Below are 18052 nucleotides of genomic sequence, written 5' to 3'. Positions count from 1 at the left end.
CGTAATTGCGTCTGGATTTTTTTCGAGCTCGCTCGAAAAAGCTCCTCTTCCAAATCCATGACATCCGCCGGGGCTTTTATCTTGATTCAGTAGGCATTTGAATATCCACTGAATAGAGGTGAAAAATAGGCGTTCATCCCCTCTTCTCTACAGAAAGACTTTCTACTGAATCAAGATAAAAATTAAGCACGAATTTCAAAAGCTTCTAAATCTAATTTCACTTTTGTTAAAATTTCTTCGCATTTTTTCACAAGATGTGCTGGGAATACTTCATCTTCACCATATTCAACACCATGTGGATAATAATATTTACCAAGTACTGGTTTCATGATAGATAGTACAGCATCATGTGCACCTACATCACCAGATTTTGCAAAAGTAAATACACGTAAATAATAGCGACCTTCACGAGTATCAAAACGGCGATCAAATGTCATGCGCTCGTAATCCCAGCCACCATCACATTCAAGACCATTTTGTTTCATAATACTAACAAGTAGTTCTTGGTCAACTACTACATTTTCAAGGTTTGTATTTTCAAAATACATCTAGTAATCCTCCTTTAGCTTTCATACAAAGAATACGCTCATTTTTATAATAGAGCATATTTCACATTGTTGCAATGACAACATTGTGTCAACGTAATTGTCATTGCTATAATAAGTATATCATGGTCATGAAAAGGGGTTAGCCTATATGAAAGCTTTATTTCGTATTTTAATGGTAGGTGCACTAATTGTCATTGTAGGTGTGATGTTTTTTAATACAACAAAGGAAAATGAACCACTTGAAGGACCAGATATGAATACGAAAGTGATTCCTAAAACGGAATTAAAGCAACCAGAGGAAGGGGCTATGACACGCCCACAACAAGGGCTATCTATGCTAATTGGCCAAAATACAGAGCGCATTTTAGAGCAGTATGGTGAGCCTACACGAAAAGAGCCATCTACCTTTGGCTATGATTGGTGGGTATATAATACAAATAACACACACTTCTTTATGTTAGGTGTACAAAATCAGATTGTTACGCAAGTTTACATAGCAGGGGAACAGTTGGATGCGTCACCCTTTAAAATTGGGCAAAAAAGGGATGATATTTACCGCATGGTATTAATTGAATCAGAAGTAGCGGTAAATGTAGATGATAATATTTTTATCTTTTCCATGAGTGAAAAAGATATGCAAACAAGATTGTTAGTTAAATTTGATGGGCTTTTTGCGCAATTATATATCGATAGTGAAACAGGTGATTTACAAGGTGTGCGTTTCACAGACAATAAAACACTCATATTACATCAGCCGTATGAGATGACGTATCAAGGAGAGTTAGTCACATCGGCACCACCATCCTCCTTTTTACAGCAAGAAATTGATCAGGCGAATATCGCACAAATGGATGATTTAACAAATGTTTTAAGAAACCGTCATCAGTTTCCATTATTAACAACGAGCGAAGCATTAGAAAAAGTAGCAACAATGCATAGTGAAGATATGAAAACACAAGGATTTTTAGGACATGAATCTCCTACATATGGTGATTTACAGCACCGTTTGGAGACACAGCAAGTAGAATATACAGAGGGAAATGAAAATTTAGCGACTGCTTATTTTGATGCGATTGAAGTTGTGCATGGCTGGCTTAATTCCACAGAGCATCGTAAAATCATGTTAAATGAGCGATATACAGAAGTAGGCTCAGGCGCATTTTTGAATTATTACACACAAATATTTATCGAGCCAATAGTTGTAGAACCTACACCGATAGAACAGCAAAATCAAGATAATGTCTTTGAATAAGTTCTTATACAATTAAAAATTCATTTTAGCAAAGTGTGAACCATCTAAACAGTTCACACTTTTTTTGATGTTAGTGAAAAGTAGAGAAGTCACACCCTTACAGATGTCTTCATATGATAGAGAACTGAAAGGGGGAGTAGGGCTTGCAGTTAGCAGAATTATTAAAAGATTGGCCTTGCAGTATTACAGGTGGGTCCATTCGTACAGTGATTACAGGTATTGAAGATTATGCTCAAGCCGTAAAACCTGGCGATATTTTTGTTGTGCGTAAAGGAAAAAAAACATCGGGAAGTCGCTTTATTAAAGAAGCTTTAGCAAGAGGAGCAGCAGCGGTTGTAGCGGAAGAAAGTCTTTCGATACCGATAGCCAATCAAAATATTCCGTTTGTCTGGGTGCCGAATACTGCACTATTTTTATCCTATGCAAGTGCAAAGCTAGCCGCATTTCCAGCAGAGGCACTCACCGTTATAGCTATTACAGGGACGAATGGAAAAACCACAGTTAGTCATTTTATCAGTCAATTATTGCATGCATTACATAAACGTGTAGCCGTTATCGGGACAGTGGGCTTCTTTATCGATGGGCAAAAACAAGTGGCTGCCTACGAGCAACTCACAACGATGCAGGCAAAGGAATTACATCCGTTATTAAAGAGATGTGTGCGACAAGGTGTTACACATGTTGTTCTAGAGGCTTCCTCTATGGGGTTGCAGCAACATCGTTTAGATCACTGTGATATTGATTGTGGTGTATTTCTAAATTTATCGGAAGACCATTTAGAGGACCATGGTGGATTAGAAGCATATAAACGTGCTAAAAAAAGATTAGCGGATTTATCGAAAAAAATCATTGTGAATGGAGATGATAAATTTTGTCGTTCCATTAGTATTTATGATAAAAAAAAATCATGCTCATTTGGCTTCGACCAACATAATGATTTACATATTCAAGTAATCCACGAATCTCTTGGTAAAACAACGCTTTGTTTGCAGACGACAACAAGTGAGCATATTATCGCTATTCCGTTTGTTGGTAAATATCATGTGCAAAACGCTGTTGCTGCTTTGATGGCTGTCTGGCGTTTAGGTATTCCTATAGAGGATATCGCAGCACACATGTGGTGCTTAACACTTCCAGAAGGCAGACTTGAAAAAATAGACAATCCACTAGGTATTGAGGTTTATGTTGATTATGCACATACAGCAGAGGCATTACAAGCTGTTTTACAGACTTTAAATCGTTCAAAAACACTTTATCTTGTCTTTAGCTGTGGAGGGAATCGAGATAAAGCGAAGCGTTTCGCAATGGGTGCAGTAGCGAGTAAATATGCTGATATTATTTTTTTAACGACTGACAATCCACGAGATGAAGATCCAACGATGATTAATGAAAGTATTATTGCGGGTTTTACAGAACGGCAATATTATGAAGTTCATTTAGATCGAAAAGTAGCGATTCATCAAGCATTAGCAAGAGCGAAAAAAGGCGATATTGTATTGATTGCAGGGAAAGGGCATGAGCAAAGCCAGCACATAAAAAATAGACAGATTCCTTTCTCTGACCAACAATGTGTCCGTGATTATTTTGCTCAGAAAATGTTGGAAGATGGTAAATAAAAATAGCTGTGTTCCAAGTCTTATTCTGTCAAACTAGTAGACAATCTGTTATGATAAAGGCAGAGATTGGGGGGAATAAATAATGATGATGACATCTGATTGGGCAATCCTTTTAGATGAAACAGATGTGCTTTGTGAGATGATTCTCTCCTCTGAGCCAGCAAAATTATTACAACAGGCATATGATGCTGTTTATAGTGACGGGCAATTAGTTGAAGCGATTCATGCTTTTACTCGCATGAAAGAGCATTATGAAGATGTTCAACGTTTTGGTAAATATCACCCTGATTATCATACGATTATGAAATCGATTCGTCAGCAAAAGCGCATGTTGGATTTAGATGATAAAATATCTGCCCTCAAGTTAGCTGAAAACGATTTTCAAGATTTACTTGATGAAATTAGCCTACTTATCGGAAAGACGGTATCAGAGGCAGTGAAGGTTCCTGTAAGCAATCCTTTCTTTTCAGCAGCTTCTGCATGTGGTGGAGGATGTGGCTCTGGTGGTTCATGTTCCTGCTCAGCATAGGTACATTTGTAATAGAAGCATAAAAACAACTCCCACAGGATACGTCCATGTGGGAGTTGTTTTTTATGCTTCTGTAGTTGTTCTTAGCAAGTCTATAGCAATATCAGGTCGATCTGTAATAATTCCTTTTGCTCCATTTTTAATCAATTTCGTCATTGTGGCTGCATCATCAATTGTCCAATAATGCACGGGAATGTTCAGGTTATTTAAAAACTGAATGAATTTTGGTGAATCTAATGCAATTCTTCCTGATTTAGCTGGTATTTGGAAGACATCGACCTTTGGATGGTATAAATGACCAAATTGACTTGTAAAGGCAGTGAAGGCTTTGCGCACATCTGATTCACTTGCTCCGAGTGCTACTTGATTTTGAGCATATAAATTAAATCGCTCCGTTTGTTCTGCGTAAAAGCTTGTTACAACGACACGATGCTCAGCACCTATTTCTTCAATTAGTCTCCATAATTTAGATGGCATTAAACTTCCTTCATATGTATCTGGCGCATCTTTAATATCGATATTAACTAAAATATTTGGATATTTTTTTAATAACTCACGCAATGTCACGACATCTAGCTTTTTTTCTCGATAAGGGAAATGACCAGCTAGGTCTTGAAAATGATAACCATGATTAAATGTATTAATCTCTGCTAATGTTAAATCAGCTACAAGACCTGTACCATCTGTTGTACGATCAACTGTGTCATCATGGAAAACGATAATTTCCTCATCTTTTGTTAAACGAATATCAATTTCAAAGCCATCTACACCTAATTGGGCTGCTCTATCAAAAGCTACCATTGTTTGTTCAGGCTCTAGTTTTGCACCACCACGATGCGCAAAAATAACAGGATATTCATATTGTAACGCTTGTTTACTTAGACGTTGTTGAGGCTTGGAAATCGCTTTACTTCCTGCCCATGCTGCGGCACTTGCAGCAGCAATCGCCAATGCAATATTTGTTTTTTTTCCCACGGCTGTTCCTCCCTCTGTGTAGCTCCTGACATGTTTGTTGTAATAACTACATTATAACGGACAAGTGAGGTTGCTGTCAGCTAGATGCTGTGGCTATCACTTTGCTTTTGTCCAAACAGAACGTTGTTGCTATCATTTTCTTGTCTATGGTATTCTTTAGGTAAGAAATGAGGGAATTTTATGATGAACGAAAGACAAGGGCTAATCGTTTATGTCCATCAGTTAAAAAATGCAAAATCATTGCGAAAATATGGGCATGTTCTTTATATTTCTCGCAAGCAAAAATATGTTGTGCTCTATTGTGACCAAGATGACATTGATAATTTGACAGTAAAATTACAACGTCTCCCATTTGTGAAAGACGTTGTCCCATCTTACCGTCCATTTGTCAAAACAGAGTATGAAAATGCAAAGCCTGATAAAGCAAAAGAATATGACTATAAGGTAGGCCTATAAGGAGCTTTTTCTTCTTTTTGAACATGGATAAGCTAGCCCTTTGTGAAAGGGCGATGATTATGTTAATGCGGGAATGTAGTGATGCAATCTCATGATTCCGATGACATATTGATAAAAAAGCTTATGTTCTGAAAAAATGGATGAGTGTTTTATTTCTACAACAACGGCTTTGCGACCTAGTTGTGCAATGCTATTTTCAAACATTTGTTGACGTTGTGATGGTGAATCCTCTCGAAAAGGTAAGCCTTCTCGGCAAATATAAATAGGCATGAATTTACTTTCTCCAACAGGTTTTAAAGCAACTGCTAGAGAGGCAACTTTTTTGTCCTCTTTTGTAGATGTTAAGATAAAGGCTTGATGAAAGCGCTGCTGGTTGGTTTTGATAATTTCTAATAACTCATATACATCACCATAGCCTTCACCAAGTTCTATAAATTGTTGTGACATAATGATTACACATCCTTTCCATTACACATAGTATCATGAGACAGGAGGTTCAGCATATGAAATTTATACTAAGTTTTTTTTCCATACTCACATTAATTATTACAGGTGTATTGTTTTTTCAATATCAAGCGTATTCATCAGCTATCGAAACGGGCAGTGGCAAATTCCACTATTCACAGGAAATTGAAATTGTCTATCGAGACAATGCACTAGATGTACGTCAGCATTTTAAAAATTTACCCAATCAAAAAATAAAAATTAATTGGCCAAAAAATGCGGTAAATCCAACTTGCTTTATTGCCAATAAAACAAGCTGTACACGCCTTTCTGATGAATCCTCCTATTTTAAGCAAGGTGAAACAAAGGCACAATCTGTCTCATACATAATTCCAATTGAAGGTGGCTTAAAGGAGAAGCAATTACTCCAAAATGTATTTGCCACATTAATAAATGGGGATACATCTTATTCGATTGTTCATATTTCTACAGATAGTCAATATGTTGGTCAGTGGGTAACAGGTTTACCGTTAGTTGGACAGCAACAGCTATCGTTAGTGAACTATACAATGTTTAGTGGAGATGGCACGATTCGTGATATTTATTGGCAAGCAGCTAATTTACAACTGCAAGAGCAAAGATCGACAGTATCCATTTATGCACTGAATGCTATTTCACAAGATTTGCGTGCAGCATTAGACAATATGCAGTTTGTGAATGATGAACATATTGCCATTATTCAAGAACCAAGCCCAGTGGATGAATATGATAGCAGATTGCTCTTTTTGCCAACACTGACGAAACAAGCAATGGAGCAAGAAGTGATTATGTCACAAATTAAATCGAAAATTCACTTTGAAAATGCACCAGCATGGCTGTCAGAAGTTGTGGCAACTTATTTAGTCAAGACACCGATTGGCTCTGAAAAAGCACAAGAGCTTGTAACAGTGCTGGACAACCATATGACAAGTACACAAAAAGTGGCATGGCAGGAAGCGCTTGAGAAGCTTGAAGAGACAACTGTTTCACCAGAATCAATGGATGCGCTATTATCGGAAGTACTAGGTCATAAAACGTCATATTTCCAATTAAATACAACGCAAGAAAGTGGCACATATCCATTATTATTTGAAGATGAACGCAATGTGTATGTGAATGATATTATTCAAAAAGATGTTCATGTTATTTCGTATGAAGGACAAATATTATATACTGCGGATACATTGCTACCACAGCTAGGTTATACAGCAGGTCCAGGAGAGAACGGCTATTATGTAAATGGTGATAATCGTACTTTCCGTTTCCCAAAAGAGCCTGGTTTCTATGTGTTCAATCAACGCAGATATTCAACTATTTCAGAGCCTATTATTAAAATTGCCGATCAATATTATGTTGAAGAGGCTTGGCTACAACGTTTATTTTTAGTGGATTTACAAAAAAGCGATAAACGTATTAATATCGTAATACAAGAGCAAAACTAACAGAAAGCTCCATCCACACTGTTTGGATGGAGGCTTTCATCTGTTAGAACGATTTGAAAACGGAAGAGGCATATAAAATTATGAGAGTTGTTGCAGGAGAACGCAAAGGAATGCCACTAAAGGCCATTGCTGGTAATACAACAAGACCTACAACGGATAAAGTAAAAGAATCTATTTTCAATATCATTGGTCCATTTTTTGATGGGGGTATTGCACTTGACTTGTTTGCTGGTAGTGGTGGATTAGGTATTGAAGCATTGAGTAGAGGGGCAGAGCATGCGATTTTTGTGGAAAAAGATGCAAAAGCCTTTCAAGTACTACAAGAAAATATAAAAAAATGCCGTTATGAGGAGCAAACAGAGCTGTTTCGGATTGATGCAAAACGTGCAGTAAAAGCGCTAGTGAAGCGAGATATTTGTTTCCATCTGGTGTTTTTAGACCCCCCCTATCATCAACAAGAATACTATGATTTTGTGCAAACACTTGTTGAACAAGGTAAAGTACAAGAGGCAGGCACCATTGTTTGTGAGCATGCAAAAGAGATAGCGCTACCAAATCATTTTGGTCATTTTGAGTTATGGAGACAAGAAACCTATGGTGGAACAATTATTTCCATCTATCGTTGTGGAGAGAAAGAGGGAGAATAGGGTGGTAGAAAAAATTGCTGTAGTACCGGGAAGCTTTGATCCGGTGACATATGGTCATTTGGATATTATTAAACGTGCAGCAGATGTATTTGATATTGTCTATGTAGCTGTTTTAAATAATTCATCAAAAAATCCATTATTTACAGTGGATGAACGTATTGCCTTAATGGCGGAAGTTACGAAAACATTACCTAATGTGCGTATCGAAAGCTCATCAGGTTTACTTGTGGACTATGCAAAAGAGAAAAAAGCAAAAGCGATTGTGCGTGGCTTACGTGCTGTATCAGATTTTGAATACGAAATGCAAATTACATCCATGAATCGCTTTTTGGATGAAACCATTGAAACATTTTTCATTATGACGAAAAATCAATATTCATTTTTAAGTTCTAGCATTGTCAAGGAAGTGGCGAAATATGGTAGTGATGTCCATGAGTTAGTACCTGCTTGTGTAGAGCAGGCATTAAAAGAAAAATATGGTTTTAATCAATAGCTATCGAAAGGATGTCTTGTATATACAGGACATCCTTTTTTACGGATAAACATAGCTAAATAGAGCATAAATCGTTGGGACGATGAAGATACTTAATAAGCGAAGTTTGATGTAAGGGCGAACAGATAGTTTTGCAGCTTTCGCAATAACAAAAATTTGTAAATGGATACTAATACTTTGCATTGTTAGGAAAAGTACACTGATGAATAAAAGGTAAGGCGAGTGTGCAAGCAGAGTAGATGTCATTTTGAGCCCATTAGTTACTTCTAATAGTGCTGCAATGCTAAGCTCAATGGTAGAAGGTAATGTAGGGATTACCTGCTTTAAGCCTTGCTGGATAATCGTTTGAATCGTTGTAAAAAAAATAATGGTTGTGCCGACTAACAAAAGCGTAGGGGCTGTTTCACGAATGCTTTCGGAAAAAGGTGCTGTAGATAATGGGGTGGGTTGAGTGACATGACTACTAATATGTGATGAACGAAATATGAAGTAGCCTGTGACTAAACAACAAATATTAAAGCTATGTAGTAAGCATAAAAATAACCAACCAAATGTGTGACTGTGTAGTAAATCTAAACTGACAAAGCCCAGCACAAAAAGAGGACTTGGTGCATGACAAACAGCCAGTAAAAAATTTGCTTCTTTCAATTGAAGTTGACCACTATTTTTTAAATAAGCAATTGTCGTAGCACCAGTGGGATATCCACCAAGTGCACTAATGATATAGGCTTGTACATAGAGTGAAATACGATTGGTCTGCTGTGTGCGCATAGGAGCCGTTAAACGCAACAGCCACTGCGTCAAAATGAGATATGGTAGCAAATAAGGAAACAATGCCTCCATAAAAAGAGTGAGCCCTAAATCTGTGCCCTGATGAGCCATCTGTGGAAATAATAACAGTAATAGAATGAGGAGAATGCAAAGTGTTATTTGAATGGTTGCATACATATAATCATCTCGTTTCAATTTTTTGTTATTCCCATAGGCAAATGCTAAAATCAATATATGTGAAATAGACGAAAACATGAACAGCTAGTTTAACCAGCGTCTTTGGAGGAATGTTTAGGTGAAGAAAAAAATAAGTATATACGCCGTATTGATTGTCGTAGTTTGTTTTTGTATGTTGTACCGACTAGACGCTTATATTATGAAGCCAGGAAGTGCATATGACGTCCACAAATTCGTGACAGTGGATAATGGTGATATGAATGATGCTGGCTCTATGAATTTAATGACAGTGGCTATGCAGCAGGCTACCCCATTCACATATGTATGGGCAAAGACACAAAAGTATCAAAAGCTCATGGATATCAAGCAAGTTAGAAATCCATTAGAGGATGATGAAGAGTACAATATCCGCCAGCTTAAATTAATGTCTGATTCACAGTTCAATGCCAAATATATTGCCTTTCAAAAAGCAGGACTTGAAACAAAAGTAACCTTTGATGGTGTATTTGTATTAAACGTCTTAGAGGGTGGTGCGGCAGAGGGCTTATTAAATGCTGGTGATGAGTTGCTGACAATTGATGGGCAGACCATTGATAGCCAACAAATGCTTGTAGATTTCCTGACATCGAAACAACTTGGAGATCAAGTGACACTTCACTTAAAACGCAATAAAAAAGAGCAAGATGTAACCGTTACATTAATGCCAATTCCGAATACCGAAGAAAAAAGAGCAGGTTTAGGTATTACGTATGCAGAAAGTAAGTCAATCGAAACACATCCTGATGTCGTTATGAAAACGGAAGATATTGGTGGGCCTTCTGCGGGACTTATGTTTACACTTGAAATTTTAAATCAGCTGCTTGATGAAGATTTAACAAAAGGGTATGCAGTGGCTGGTACAGGTGAAATGTTAGTGGATGGCTCTGTTGGGCGAATTGGTGGAATCGATTACAAGGTTATTGCAGCAGATCGAGATGGCATGGAAATTTTCTTTGCACCAGATGATGAAATTTCACCTACATTGAAGGCAAAATATCCAGAATTAGAATCAAATTATGCGACGGCCGTTAAAACAGCGAAAGAGATTGACACAAAAATGAAAATTGTGCCTGTTAAAACGGTGGATGATGCTCTTGCCTATTTGCAGCAATTACAACCAAAATAAGAGTGAAGAAAAGGACTGTAAAGAAAATTGTAACTTTCTCTACAGTCCTTTTTTACATGCGTATTGGTGGGGTTTGATAGTCTTTAGGTAAACGATTGTGTTTTACTTGTTGTTCCACACTGATATTGTAAATTTCAGCTGCATGAATATCGACGGCGAGCATATCATTTTTTATAGCTGCCACTCGACTGATTAAAGGTAGCTCTATTTGTTTTTTATATTGACCTAAATAGGCTTGCCCTACCGCACTCATACCGAGTAAACGAATGTAAGAAGGTTTATCCAAATGATGGGCTTGCTCCTTTGTATAGCCTGTATAAATATGTGTTAACATACGCTGGATGCGTGTCCATGTATAACGCTTAGATTTTACTTTTTCCATGAAATCGTTGAAGGAATTACTTGTTTTGGCTGCCTTTATCAATGCGTGTTCAATTCCCTCTGTCACCTCCATATAGCGTGTTAATTCATGTGATGTATGACGTAACAAGGTGAATTGTAATAAAGGCCAAAATTGCTCCCAACTAGCAAAATGTCCATGCTGTGTTGACCAGTCCATTAAGTAATCAAAAGATGTGTGTGGCAATACATTTTGTATATGTTGCAATTCATTGGTCGTTGCTAAAGCCTTACGTATCCCTGTTGCGCTGGCAATTGTAGCACCTTGTTGAACAGGTTCATGGTAGCCTGCTGCAATACGAGGAATGGTTAAAGGTTGAATAGCACTTTTTAAGTGTGCAGCAGCCTCGATATAATGAAAACCTAATATATTGTTTGGCTGTGATAAATCAATATAATCAGCAGGAAATTTTTGCGAAAGCTGTGTATAGGCATAATGTAAACTTTTTGGATAGCTTGCTCCTGTTTGAAGGCTTTCTTTTATGAGCATATTATAATCAGAACGATGCGTATCAATCAGTTGAAAGGTATTTAAAAAAGGTGCAATTGCGCCATTTTCACTACCAAAAGCAAAGGCATGACAATTAATAGCAGATAATAAAAAAATAGCGCCTTTAGCGAAATCGGTCGCTGCTGCTGTACTATAGACATAAGGCAATTCGATGACAATATCAACGCCACCTGCTAAAGCCATTTTTGTACGTGTCCATTTATCAACCATGGCTGGCTCTCCGCGTTGTAAAAAAGTACCACTCATGACGGCAATGACGATATCTGCCTGTGCTACTGCTTTAGCTTGCTGTAAATGATAGGCATGTCCATTATGAAAAGGATTGTATTCAACAACAATTCCCACAGCTTTCATTATGTAAACCTCCCTCTATTTAATCAAATTGTTTTCAATGTTTATCATAATTATAGGTGTGTTTTGAAGGAGTGACAAGAAATTATCTTGACATCTTTTTTTAGTCATTATATAATCAACAGTGTTGTCTCGAGGTGATTAAACGAATGAAATGGTCAATTCATCAATTATCTAAATACCGTCAAAACGGAATGCCGATCGACGCCTATGTCCAACTGGACGAGGTGATGGAGCGAAACCAGGATATTCGAGCAATTTCGCCCGTTCATGTAAAAGGGCTGTGTACTTTCGGTGCATCGCAAATGACATGTCAGCTAACTGTGACAGCAACGTTAACCTTGCCTTGTGCTCGCACTTGGGAGGACGTTGAATTTCCTATATCGGTTGAGACAGTTGAAATTTTTAACTGGCTTGACGACGAAAAGCGTGGAGAAGATGATGGTGATATTCACTATGTAGATGGTGAAGTCATCGACATGAAGCCAGTTCTTGAAGAAATTATCCTTCTTGAAGTGCCAATGCAAGTATTCAAAGAGGATACAGCAGGGCAAGTGCAAGGTGGGAAGAATTGGTCTTACGCAACGGATGAAGACGTACTCTTGCACAAAAAAGCTGACGAACAAAAAGTGGATCCAAGACTAGCTGCTTTAGCTAAGTATTTTGATCAAACAGACGAATAGACGATCTGTAAGGAGGTGCCATCAATGGCTGTACCATTTAGAAGAACTTCTAAAACTGCAAAAAGAAAGCGTCGTACGCATTTCAAACTATCTGTACCTGGTATGGTAGCTTGCCCAAACTGTGGTGAAGCAAAATTATCACACCGTGTTTGCAAAGCTTGTGGACATTACAAAGGTAAAGAAGTAGTAAGCAAATAATTCAGTGTTTGCTCACTTAAAGGACTAGTAAAGAGGCCATGGCTCTTTATTAGTCTTTTTTTGTACATATTTTTAGGGTCAACACCAAAATCTGTACTTGCCATTTGATAGACTACATATGGAGTGATGGGTGGCGACTCCAACAGGAACAACACGAGCTGAAATAAATTAGTTGAAGCCGTGCCTGCAGAAAGCATCCATCCGCGACGGAATAGGTAGCCAAGAGCCGATTTTGGCGAAAAGCCTATTTTTAGAAGGATAGTTCCTCACATAGTCATGATACAATGAAATAAGTTAGACAAAGGGGGAATCATTATGGCTTATATGATTGAACATAATGGGGGAATTGTTCTATTTACAATCAATCGTGAAGAGAAGCGTAATGCGATTAATGATGAAGTGATGCATGGCTTTCAAGAAGTACTTACATATATTCGTCAGCGACAAGATGTTCAGTTTTTAGTAATCACGGGAGCGGGGCAACAATCCTTTTGTTCTGGTGGCGATTTATCCGTATTTCATGCACTGACGACAGAAGATGAAGCCTTTCACATGCTAAGTAAAATGGGGCATATTTTATACGATTTAGCTACGTTGCCAATACCAACAATTGCATTAGTCAATGGTGCAGCAGTCGGTGGTGGTTGTGAAATTGCAACAGCCTGTGATTTCCGTCTTGTTGCAAACCATGCTAAATGTGGCTTTATTCAAGGAACACTCGCTATTACAAGTGGCTGGGGTGGAGGAACTTATTTATTAGAGAGAGGTTTACGCTATGATGATTCCTTAAAAATGTTAATGGATGCTAAGCCATATTCAACAGAGAAATTACGTGAAATAGGATGGGCGACACATATTTTTGAGGGAGAGAGTATGGCGGCATTAGAAATGTTTATCCAGCAGCTGTCTAGTATTCATCCCTCCGTTCAAACAGCTTATAAAGAGATTGTTTTGCGTAAATGGAAGGAGCATCATCTCTATGAACGGATCATGGAGGAAATCAAAACATGTGCACGGTTATGGGAAAGTGAAGCACATCATGAGGCGGTTCAGCAGTTTTTAACAAAGAAAAAGGGAGAATGAAGCAGTGCAATGAAATATCATCATGAACTTTTGCCATAACAGAGTCTATTTTATTTGCGCCCGCATATAGTAGTAAAAAACGTGAGGGTGATAGATTATGGAATTGAAAAAACGCAAAGATCAATGGACAAAAGAAGATGATGAAAAATTGGCTGAAATCGTTCTGTATAATGTGCAAAATGGTAAAACGCAGTTAGAGGCATTTGAATTAGCTGCGGCCGAGCTTGGACGTACAAAGCAAGCATGTGGTTTTCGATGGAATAAAACATTGCGTAGTCAATATAGCCAATCCTTACTAGCTGTACGCAATCAACCACAGCAATCGATGCGCAGTCATTTGAAGCTAGCATTAACCAGTTTTGATGAGTTGACGGAGGCTTATCAAACATTAGAATTAAAGCATCGTGAATTACAAAATGAGCATGACAAATTAGTCAAATGGCTACAACAAGGATATTCCTTTATGAAAGACTAATAGCTCGTAAATGGCGAAGTAGTTCTATATAATATAAGAATCGATATAGGAGGTGTCTTAGAAATTTATCTGAGACACCTTCTACTATGAACGGAGAGTATGTGTATGAAGGTAGCGATTGTTGGTGCAGGCGCCGTTGGACAACTAATGGCAAGTTTTATGGCACAATACGGAATGACTGTGACATTGGTTGTTAGAAGACAGGAGCAAGTGGATGCCTTACAAAAACAGCAATTAACAAGAATCAATATGGATGGCACGATAGTTACACGAAAAATAGTAGTGACGAACAATTTACAAGCGTTACCCCAGCAGGATTTACTCATCATTGCCGTGAAATATAGTCATTTACAAAATCTTTATCAGCACTTATCGTTAATAGCAAGTGATTGTCCATTACTATTTATGCAAAATGGCTTAGCCCATTTTGAAGAGGTACTACAGCTACCACATCAACATATTGCTTTTGCTTCAGCTTTGTTTGGCGCACAAATTCTCAATGACACAACTGTACAACATAAAGGGATTGGTGCTTGTCAAATAGCATTAGGGCGAGGAGAAATAGACAAATTTGCTGTACTAGTGCAAATGAATAACCCGCTATTACCGATTGTGTTTATAGAAAATGCAGAGCAAATGTTGTTTGAAAAAGCTGTCATGAATAGTTTAATTAATCCATTAACGACGATGCTGCAAATAAAAAATGGGGAACTATTAACGAATTCACAAGCATTTACACAGCTGCAGACAATCTATCAAGAACTTGTACATGCTTTTCCGATGATTGAACAAACGATTCCGTTTACCAAAGTCGTGGCATTATGTGAACAGACGGCACAAAATACGTCTTCTATGTTAGCTGATCGACTACATGGTAGAAAAAGTGAAATTGACACGATTGTTGGGGCACTGCTAGAAAAAGCACTAACAAACGGACATCACCTAGCACATTTACAGGCTATATATGAGCGTATATTAGCGATAGAAGAGGGTAGAGAACAGTGGTGAAGGATTTTTTACAGCTAATAATTAGTGCAATTATTTTTTGTCCCATTCTCCTATTTGTTATTGTCTATATTATTGGGCGGAAAATTAAAATTCGAGGAACACATGCGTTTGGTGTTGCATCTGATGCGACAACATTCTGCTTATTTTTCTCTGTACCGTTAGCAATAGCTGCATTATGGCAGATAAATATTGGTGTATTACTGGTCATAGTGTCAATCATGCTAGCGATGATTTTTACATATGTGGAATGGCGGACAAAAAAGGAAATTGAAGTGAAGCCATTGCTGAAAAAAATTTGGCGTTTTCAATTTTTACTATTGAGCATGGCGTACATTGCCATTTGTTTAATTGGCATCATCCAATCCATTATCAATTATTTGCAAGTTGTCTAAGCATTTTCGTTTCACATTCGAGCAAGACAAGTTAGAATAGTAACATTATAGACACTAATTAAAATGAGCTTAGTGAGTAGAGGAGTTTTTGTTCAATGAAATTGGAATTAGTCCAAGCACCTATAAAGAATCGCATAGTAGCGGATTACTGGCTCTCCAACACGGCAATCCATGAATTTTTTGACTATGAATATAGCGATCAAGCATTTGAAGAGCGTGCACACTATTTACAGCAACAGGCGAAGAATCAAACAGCTGTTGCAACGGTTATTCGACAATTTATGGAGCCATTAGGCATTTCAGAAAAAATAAATGAGCATATACAGCAATTAGAACAAGGTGCTCTTGCAGTTGTTGGGGGGCAGCAAGCAGGCGTATTAACAGGACCACTGTATTCTGTACATAAAGCAATTTCAGTGATTGTGCTTGCAAAAGAGCAAAGTGCTAAGCTACAACAACCTGTCGTGCCCTTATTTTGGATTGCTGGAGAAGATCATGATTTAGAGGAAATTAACCACACATATACAATGCACGGTGGAGATGTAAAAAAACGAACATACAGTGAGCGCTCCAAGCGTAAATTACTTGCCTCTGCAACAGCAATCAATAAAGAAGTGATGACTGAGTTTATCCACTCCGTTGTTCACGACTTTGGAGAAACAGCACATACAGAAGCACTAATTAAAAAATTAGTAACTGCGGCGAACCATAGTGAAACATTGACAGAATTTTTTGCTCGACTAATGAATGACCTTTTTAAAGAGGAAGGACTATTGCTAATCGATGCAGCTGATTTCCAATTCCGTCAATATGAAAGTGATTATTTTACACGTATTATCCAAAAAAATGAAGAAATTGCGCAAGTAGTCACAGCAAAAGAGCAGGCATTGCAAGAGGCAGGCTATGGGCAACCGATCATGGCAACAGAAGAAGCGGCAAATTTATTTTTAGTAGTGGACGGTGAACGTCATCTTTTAGAACGAAAAAATGGGCAATTCATTAATGTAGCAGCGAATATTAAATTATCACAAGAAGAGCTATTAACAATCGCTCATCAGCATCCAGAGCGATTAAGTAATAATGTGGTCACACGTCCATTAATGCAAGAGATGATGTTACCGGTATTAGCTTTTGTCGGTGGTCCTGGTGAGCTTGCGTATTGGGCAACATTGAAGGATGCTTTTGCCGTATTAGATTTACAAATGCCAATTTTTGCACCACGTCTGCATATAACACTTGTCACACGCCAAGTGGAGCAGCTATTACAAGAGCATCAGTTAACAGCGAGCGATATTTGGGTTGGTCAAGCACAGCAGTTACAGGAGCAGTTTATCGCTGATATTCAAGATGTTGAGGCAAAACAGCAAATTCAAGCATTACAACAGCTACTTGTAGAAAAATATGATGTCTTACAAACATACTTACAAACACAAGCATTACCATTGGATAAAATCATCGTAAAAAATAAAGAAAATCATTTGAAACAATTTGCTTATTTACAACAAAAAATAGAACAAATCACGATACAGAAGCATGATGCAACAGTACAACGCTTTAAAACATTGCAAAATGAACTGTATCCAAATGATGGATTCCAAGAAAGAACCTATAATCCATATCAATATCTCAATGAATTTGGGCCAACATTGATTACGGACATGTTGAAACAAAATTATCAGATGGGTAACCAACATTATTTGCTTTATTTGTAAAACTTTATACCTATTAATAACGCTGAATTTCATCTGATTTGGGCGTTTCTAAAAGCTATCTTTTGAGAGATAGCTTTTTTTTATGTCCTTTAGCATAGAAATGGAAAAGGTAATAAAGGTCTAATTGCACATTATCCCCCAAATTGTCAAGTTTTTTTTAAAATAGGTGGAGGAAAGTGGAGGGATGTGGTACATTATTTAATAAAGTGGGGTGAGTAGCATGTTCATGGGAGAATATCAGCACTCTGTTGATGCAAAAGGACGATTAATCGTACCCGCAAAATTTCGTGAAGCTTTAGGTGAAACGTTTGTTGTCACACGTGGGCTCGATAATTGTTTATTTGGCTATCCTATGAATGAATGGCGAAAGCTCGAAGAAAAATTAAAAGATTTACCGATGACTAAAAAGGATACACGCGCCTTTGCACGTTTTTTCTTTTCTGGTGCAACAGAAGTAGAAATAGACAAGCAAGGACGAATCAATATTCCGTCAATGCTGATACAACATGCACAGCTCGTAAAGGAATGTGTTGTACTGGGTGTATCTAATCGCATTGAAATATGGGCAAAAGATGCGTGGGAAGCTTACTTTAGTGAATCTGAACAATCTTTTAATGATATTGCAGAAAATATGATTGGCTTTGATTTTTAATCTTCGCTTTATATGTAAAAGTTAGGAAGTTAAG

General features: G+C 37.6%; 21 protein-coding genes. 16 read left to right on the top strand and 5 right to left on the bottom strand.

Annotation, left to right across the window (positions count from 1 at the left end; translation table 11 throughout):
• Positions 1-182 precede the first annotated feature (182 nt).
• Positions 183-548 carry a YugN family protein gene (locus OPF91_RS03535; RefSeq protein ID WP_264987301.1) on the bottom strand — a complete coding sequence of 122 codons (366 nt, stop codon included), beginning with the start codon at positions 546-548 and terminating at the stop codon, positions 183-185.
• 148 nt (positions 549-696) lie between these two features.
• Here OPF91_RS03535 and OPF91_RS03530 point away from each other — a divergent pair, with 148 nt between their 5' ends.
• The 3 genes from OPF91_RS03530 (at position 697) to OPF91_RS03520 (ending at position 3945) form a co-directional block, all read left to right on the top strand.
• A complete protein-coding gene (locus OPF91_RS03530) occupies positions 697-1800 on the top strand; it encodes a CAP domain-containing protein (RefSeq protein ID WP_264987300.1) in 1104 nt (367 codons plus the stop codon).
• 143 nt (positions 1801-1943) lie between these two features.
• Positions 1944-3416 carry a UDP-N-acetylmuramoyl-L-alanyl-D-glutamate--2,6-diaminopimelate ligase gene (locus tag OPF91_RS03525; protein ID WP_264987299.1) on the top strand — a complete coding sequence of 491 codons (1473 nt, stop codon included), beginning with the start codon at positions 1944-1946 and terminating at the stop codon, positions 3414-3416.
• Between the two features lie 82 nt (positions 3417-3498).
• Positions 3499-3945, top strand: coding sequence for a YlbF/YmcA family competence regulator (locus OPF91_RS03520; RefSeq protein ID WP_264987297.1), 447 nt, complete (start codon positions 3499-3501; stop codon positions 3943-3945).
• Between the two features lie 63 nt (positions 3946-4008).
• Here the strand turns inward: OPF91_RS03520 and OPF91_RS03515 are convergent, their stop codons facing one another.
• Entirely contained in the window at positions 4009-4920 is a 912-nt protein-coding gene (locus tag OPF91_RS03515) for a glycerophosphodiester phosphodiesterase family protein (protein WP_264987296.1), read from the bottom strand.
• A gap of 183 nt (positions 4921-5103) precedes the next feature.
• Between OPF91_RS03515 and OPF91_RS03510 the strand changes: the two genes are divergently transcribed.
• Positions 5104-5376: a YlbG family protein gene (locus tag OPF91_RS03510; protein WP_264987871.1), complete on the top strand. Its 273-nt coding sequence runs from the start codon at positions 5104-5106 to the stop codon at positions 5374-5376.
• A gap of 57 nt (positions 5377-5433) precedes the next feature.
• On the opposite strand, the gene OPF91_RS03505 is transcribed toward OPF91_RS03510, so the two are convergent.
• Positions 5434-5823, bottom strand: a complete 390-nt coding sequence (locus OPF91_RS03505; RefSeq protein ID WP_264987295.1) for a DUF7147 family protein — start codon at positions 5821-5823, stop codon at positions 5434-5436.
• A gap of 56 nt (positions 5824-5879) precedes the next feature.
• Between OPF91_RS03505 and OPF91_RS03500 the strand changes: the two genes are divergently transcribed.
• The 3 genes from OPF91_RS03500 (at position 5880) to coaD (ending at position 8441) form a co-directional block, all read left to right on the top strand.
• Complete coding sequence (locus tag OPF91_RS03500; RefSeq protein ID WP_264987294.1) at positions 5880-7301, top strand: RNA polymerase II; 1422 nt, start codon at positions 5880-5882, stop codon at positions 7299-7301.
• Between the two features lie 80 nt (positions 7302-7381).
• Complete coding sequence (gene rsmD / locus OPF91_RS03495; protein WP_264987293.1) at positions 7382-7948, top strand: 16S rRNA (guanine(966)-N(2))-methyltransferase RsmD; 567 nt, start codon at positions 7382-7384, stop codon at positions 7946-7948.
• Position 7949: 1 nt separating this feature from the next.
• Entirely contained in the window at positions 7950-8441 is a 492-nt protein-coding gene (coaD, locus tag OPF91_RS03490) for a pantetheine-phosphate adenylyltransferase (RefSeq protein WP_264987292.1), read from the top strand.
• Positions 8442-8480: 39 nt separating this feature from the next.
• Here coaD and OPF91_RS03485 read toward each other — a convergent pair whose 3' ends face one another.
• On the bottom strand, positions 8481-9407 hold the full coding sequence (locus tag OPF91_RS03485) for a hypothetical protein (protein ID WP_264987291.1): 927 nt from the start codon (positions 9405-9407) through the stop codon (positions 8481-8483).
• 100 nt (positions 9408-9507) lie between these two features.
• Here OPF91_RS03485 and OPF91_RS03480 point away from each other — a divergent pair, with 100 nt between their 5' ends.
• Positions 9508-10554 carry a SepM family pheromone-processing serine protease gene (locus OPF91_RS03480; RefSeq protein WP_264987290.1) on the top strand — a complete coding sequence of 349 codons (1047 nt, stop codon included), beginning with the start codon at positions 9508-9510 and terminating at the stop codon, positions 10552-10554.
• A 52-nt stretch (positions 10555-10606) separates the two neighbouring features.
• Here OPF91_RS03480 and OPF91_RS03475 read toward each other — a convergent pair whose 3' ends face one another.
• Positions 10607-11818, bottom strand: a complete 1212-nt coding sequence (locus tag OPF91_RS03475; RefSeq protein ID WP_264987289.1) for a nucleotidyltransferase — start codon at positions 11816-11818, stop codon at positions 10607-10609.
• A gap of 146 nt (positions 11819-11964) precedes the next feature.
• On the opposite strand from OPF91_RS03475, the gene OPF91_RS03470 reads away from it, so the two are divergent.
• The 8 genes from OPF91_RS03470 to mraZ all read left to right on the top strand — a co-directional run bounded on the left by OPF91_RS03470 (position 11965) and on the right by mraZ (position 18018).
• On the top strand, positions 11965-12498 hold the full coding sequence (locus tag OPF91_RS03470; protein WP_264987288.1) for a YceD family protein: 534 nt from the start codon (positions 11965-11967) through the stop codon (positions 12496-12498).
• A gap of 24 nt (positions 12499-12522) precedes the next feature.
• Entirely contained in the window at positions 12523-12696 is a 174-nt protein-coding gene (rpmF, locus tag OPF91_RS03465) for a 50S ribosomal protein L32 (RefSeq protein WP_054770816.1), read from the top strand.
• A 315-nt stretch (positions 12697-13011) separates the two neighbouring features.
• Positions 13012-13779, top strand: coding sequence for an enoyl-CoA hydratase/isomerase family protein (locus tag OPF91_RS03460; protein WP_264987287.1), 768 nt, complete (start codon positions 13012-13014; stop codon positions 13777-13779).
• Positions 13780-13876: 97 nt separating this feature from the next.
• Positions 13877-14254, top strand: a complete 378-nt coding sequence (locus tag OPF91_RS03455; RefSeq protein WP_264987286.1) for a transcriptional regulator — start codon at positions 13877-13879, stop codon at positions 14252-14254.
• Between the two features lie 105 nt (positions 14255-14359).
• Positions 14360-15262: a ketopantoate reductase family protein gene (locus tag OPF91_RS03450; protein ID WP_264987285.1), complete on the top strand. Its 903-nt coding sequence runs from the start codon at positions 14360-14362 to the stop codon at positions 15260-15262.
• Positions 15256-15654, top strand: a complete 399-nt coding sequence (locus tag OPF91_RS03445; protein ID WP_264987284.1) for a DUF3397 domain-containing protein — start codon at positions 15256-15258, stop codon at positions 15652-15654. Before OPF91_RS03450 ends, OPF91_RS03445 begins: the two co-directional genes overlap by 7 nt.
• Before the next feature lie 95 nt (positions 15655-15749).
• Complete coding sequence (bshC, locus tag OPF91_RS03440; RefSeq protein ID WP_264987283.1) at positions 15750-17366, top strand: bacillithiol biosynthesis cysteine-adding enzyme BshC; 1617 nt, start codon at positions 15750-15752, stop codon at positions 17364-17366.
• Between the two features lie 220 nt (positions 17367-17586).
• Entirely contained in the window at positions 17587-18018 is a 432-nt protein-coding gene (mraZ, locus tag OPF91_RS03435; protein ID WP_264987282.1) for a division/cell wall cluster transcriptional repressor MraZ, read from the top strand.
• Positions 18019-18052 lie beyond the last annotated feature (34 nt).

The organism is Lysinibacillus piscis (genome assembly GCF_026012395.1).
Taxonomy (GTDB): domain Bacteria; phylum Bacillota; class Bacilli; order Bacillales_A; family Planococcaceae; genus Lysinibacillus; species Lysinibacillus piscis.
This window is presented reverse-complemented; position numbering and strand designations above follow the sequence as displayed.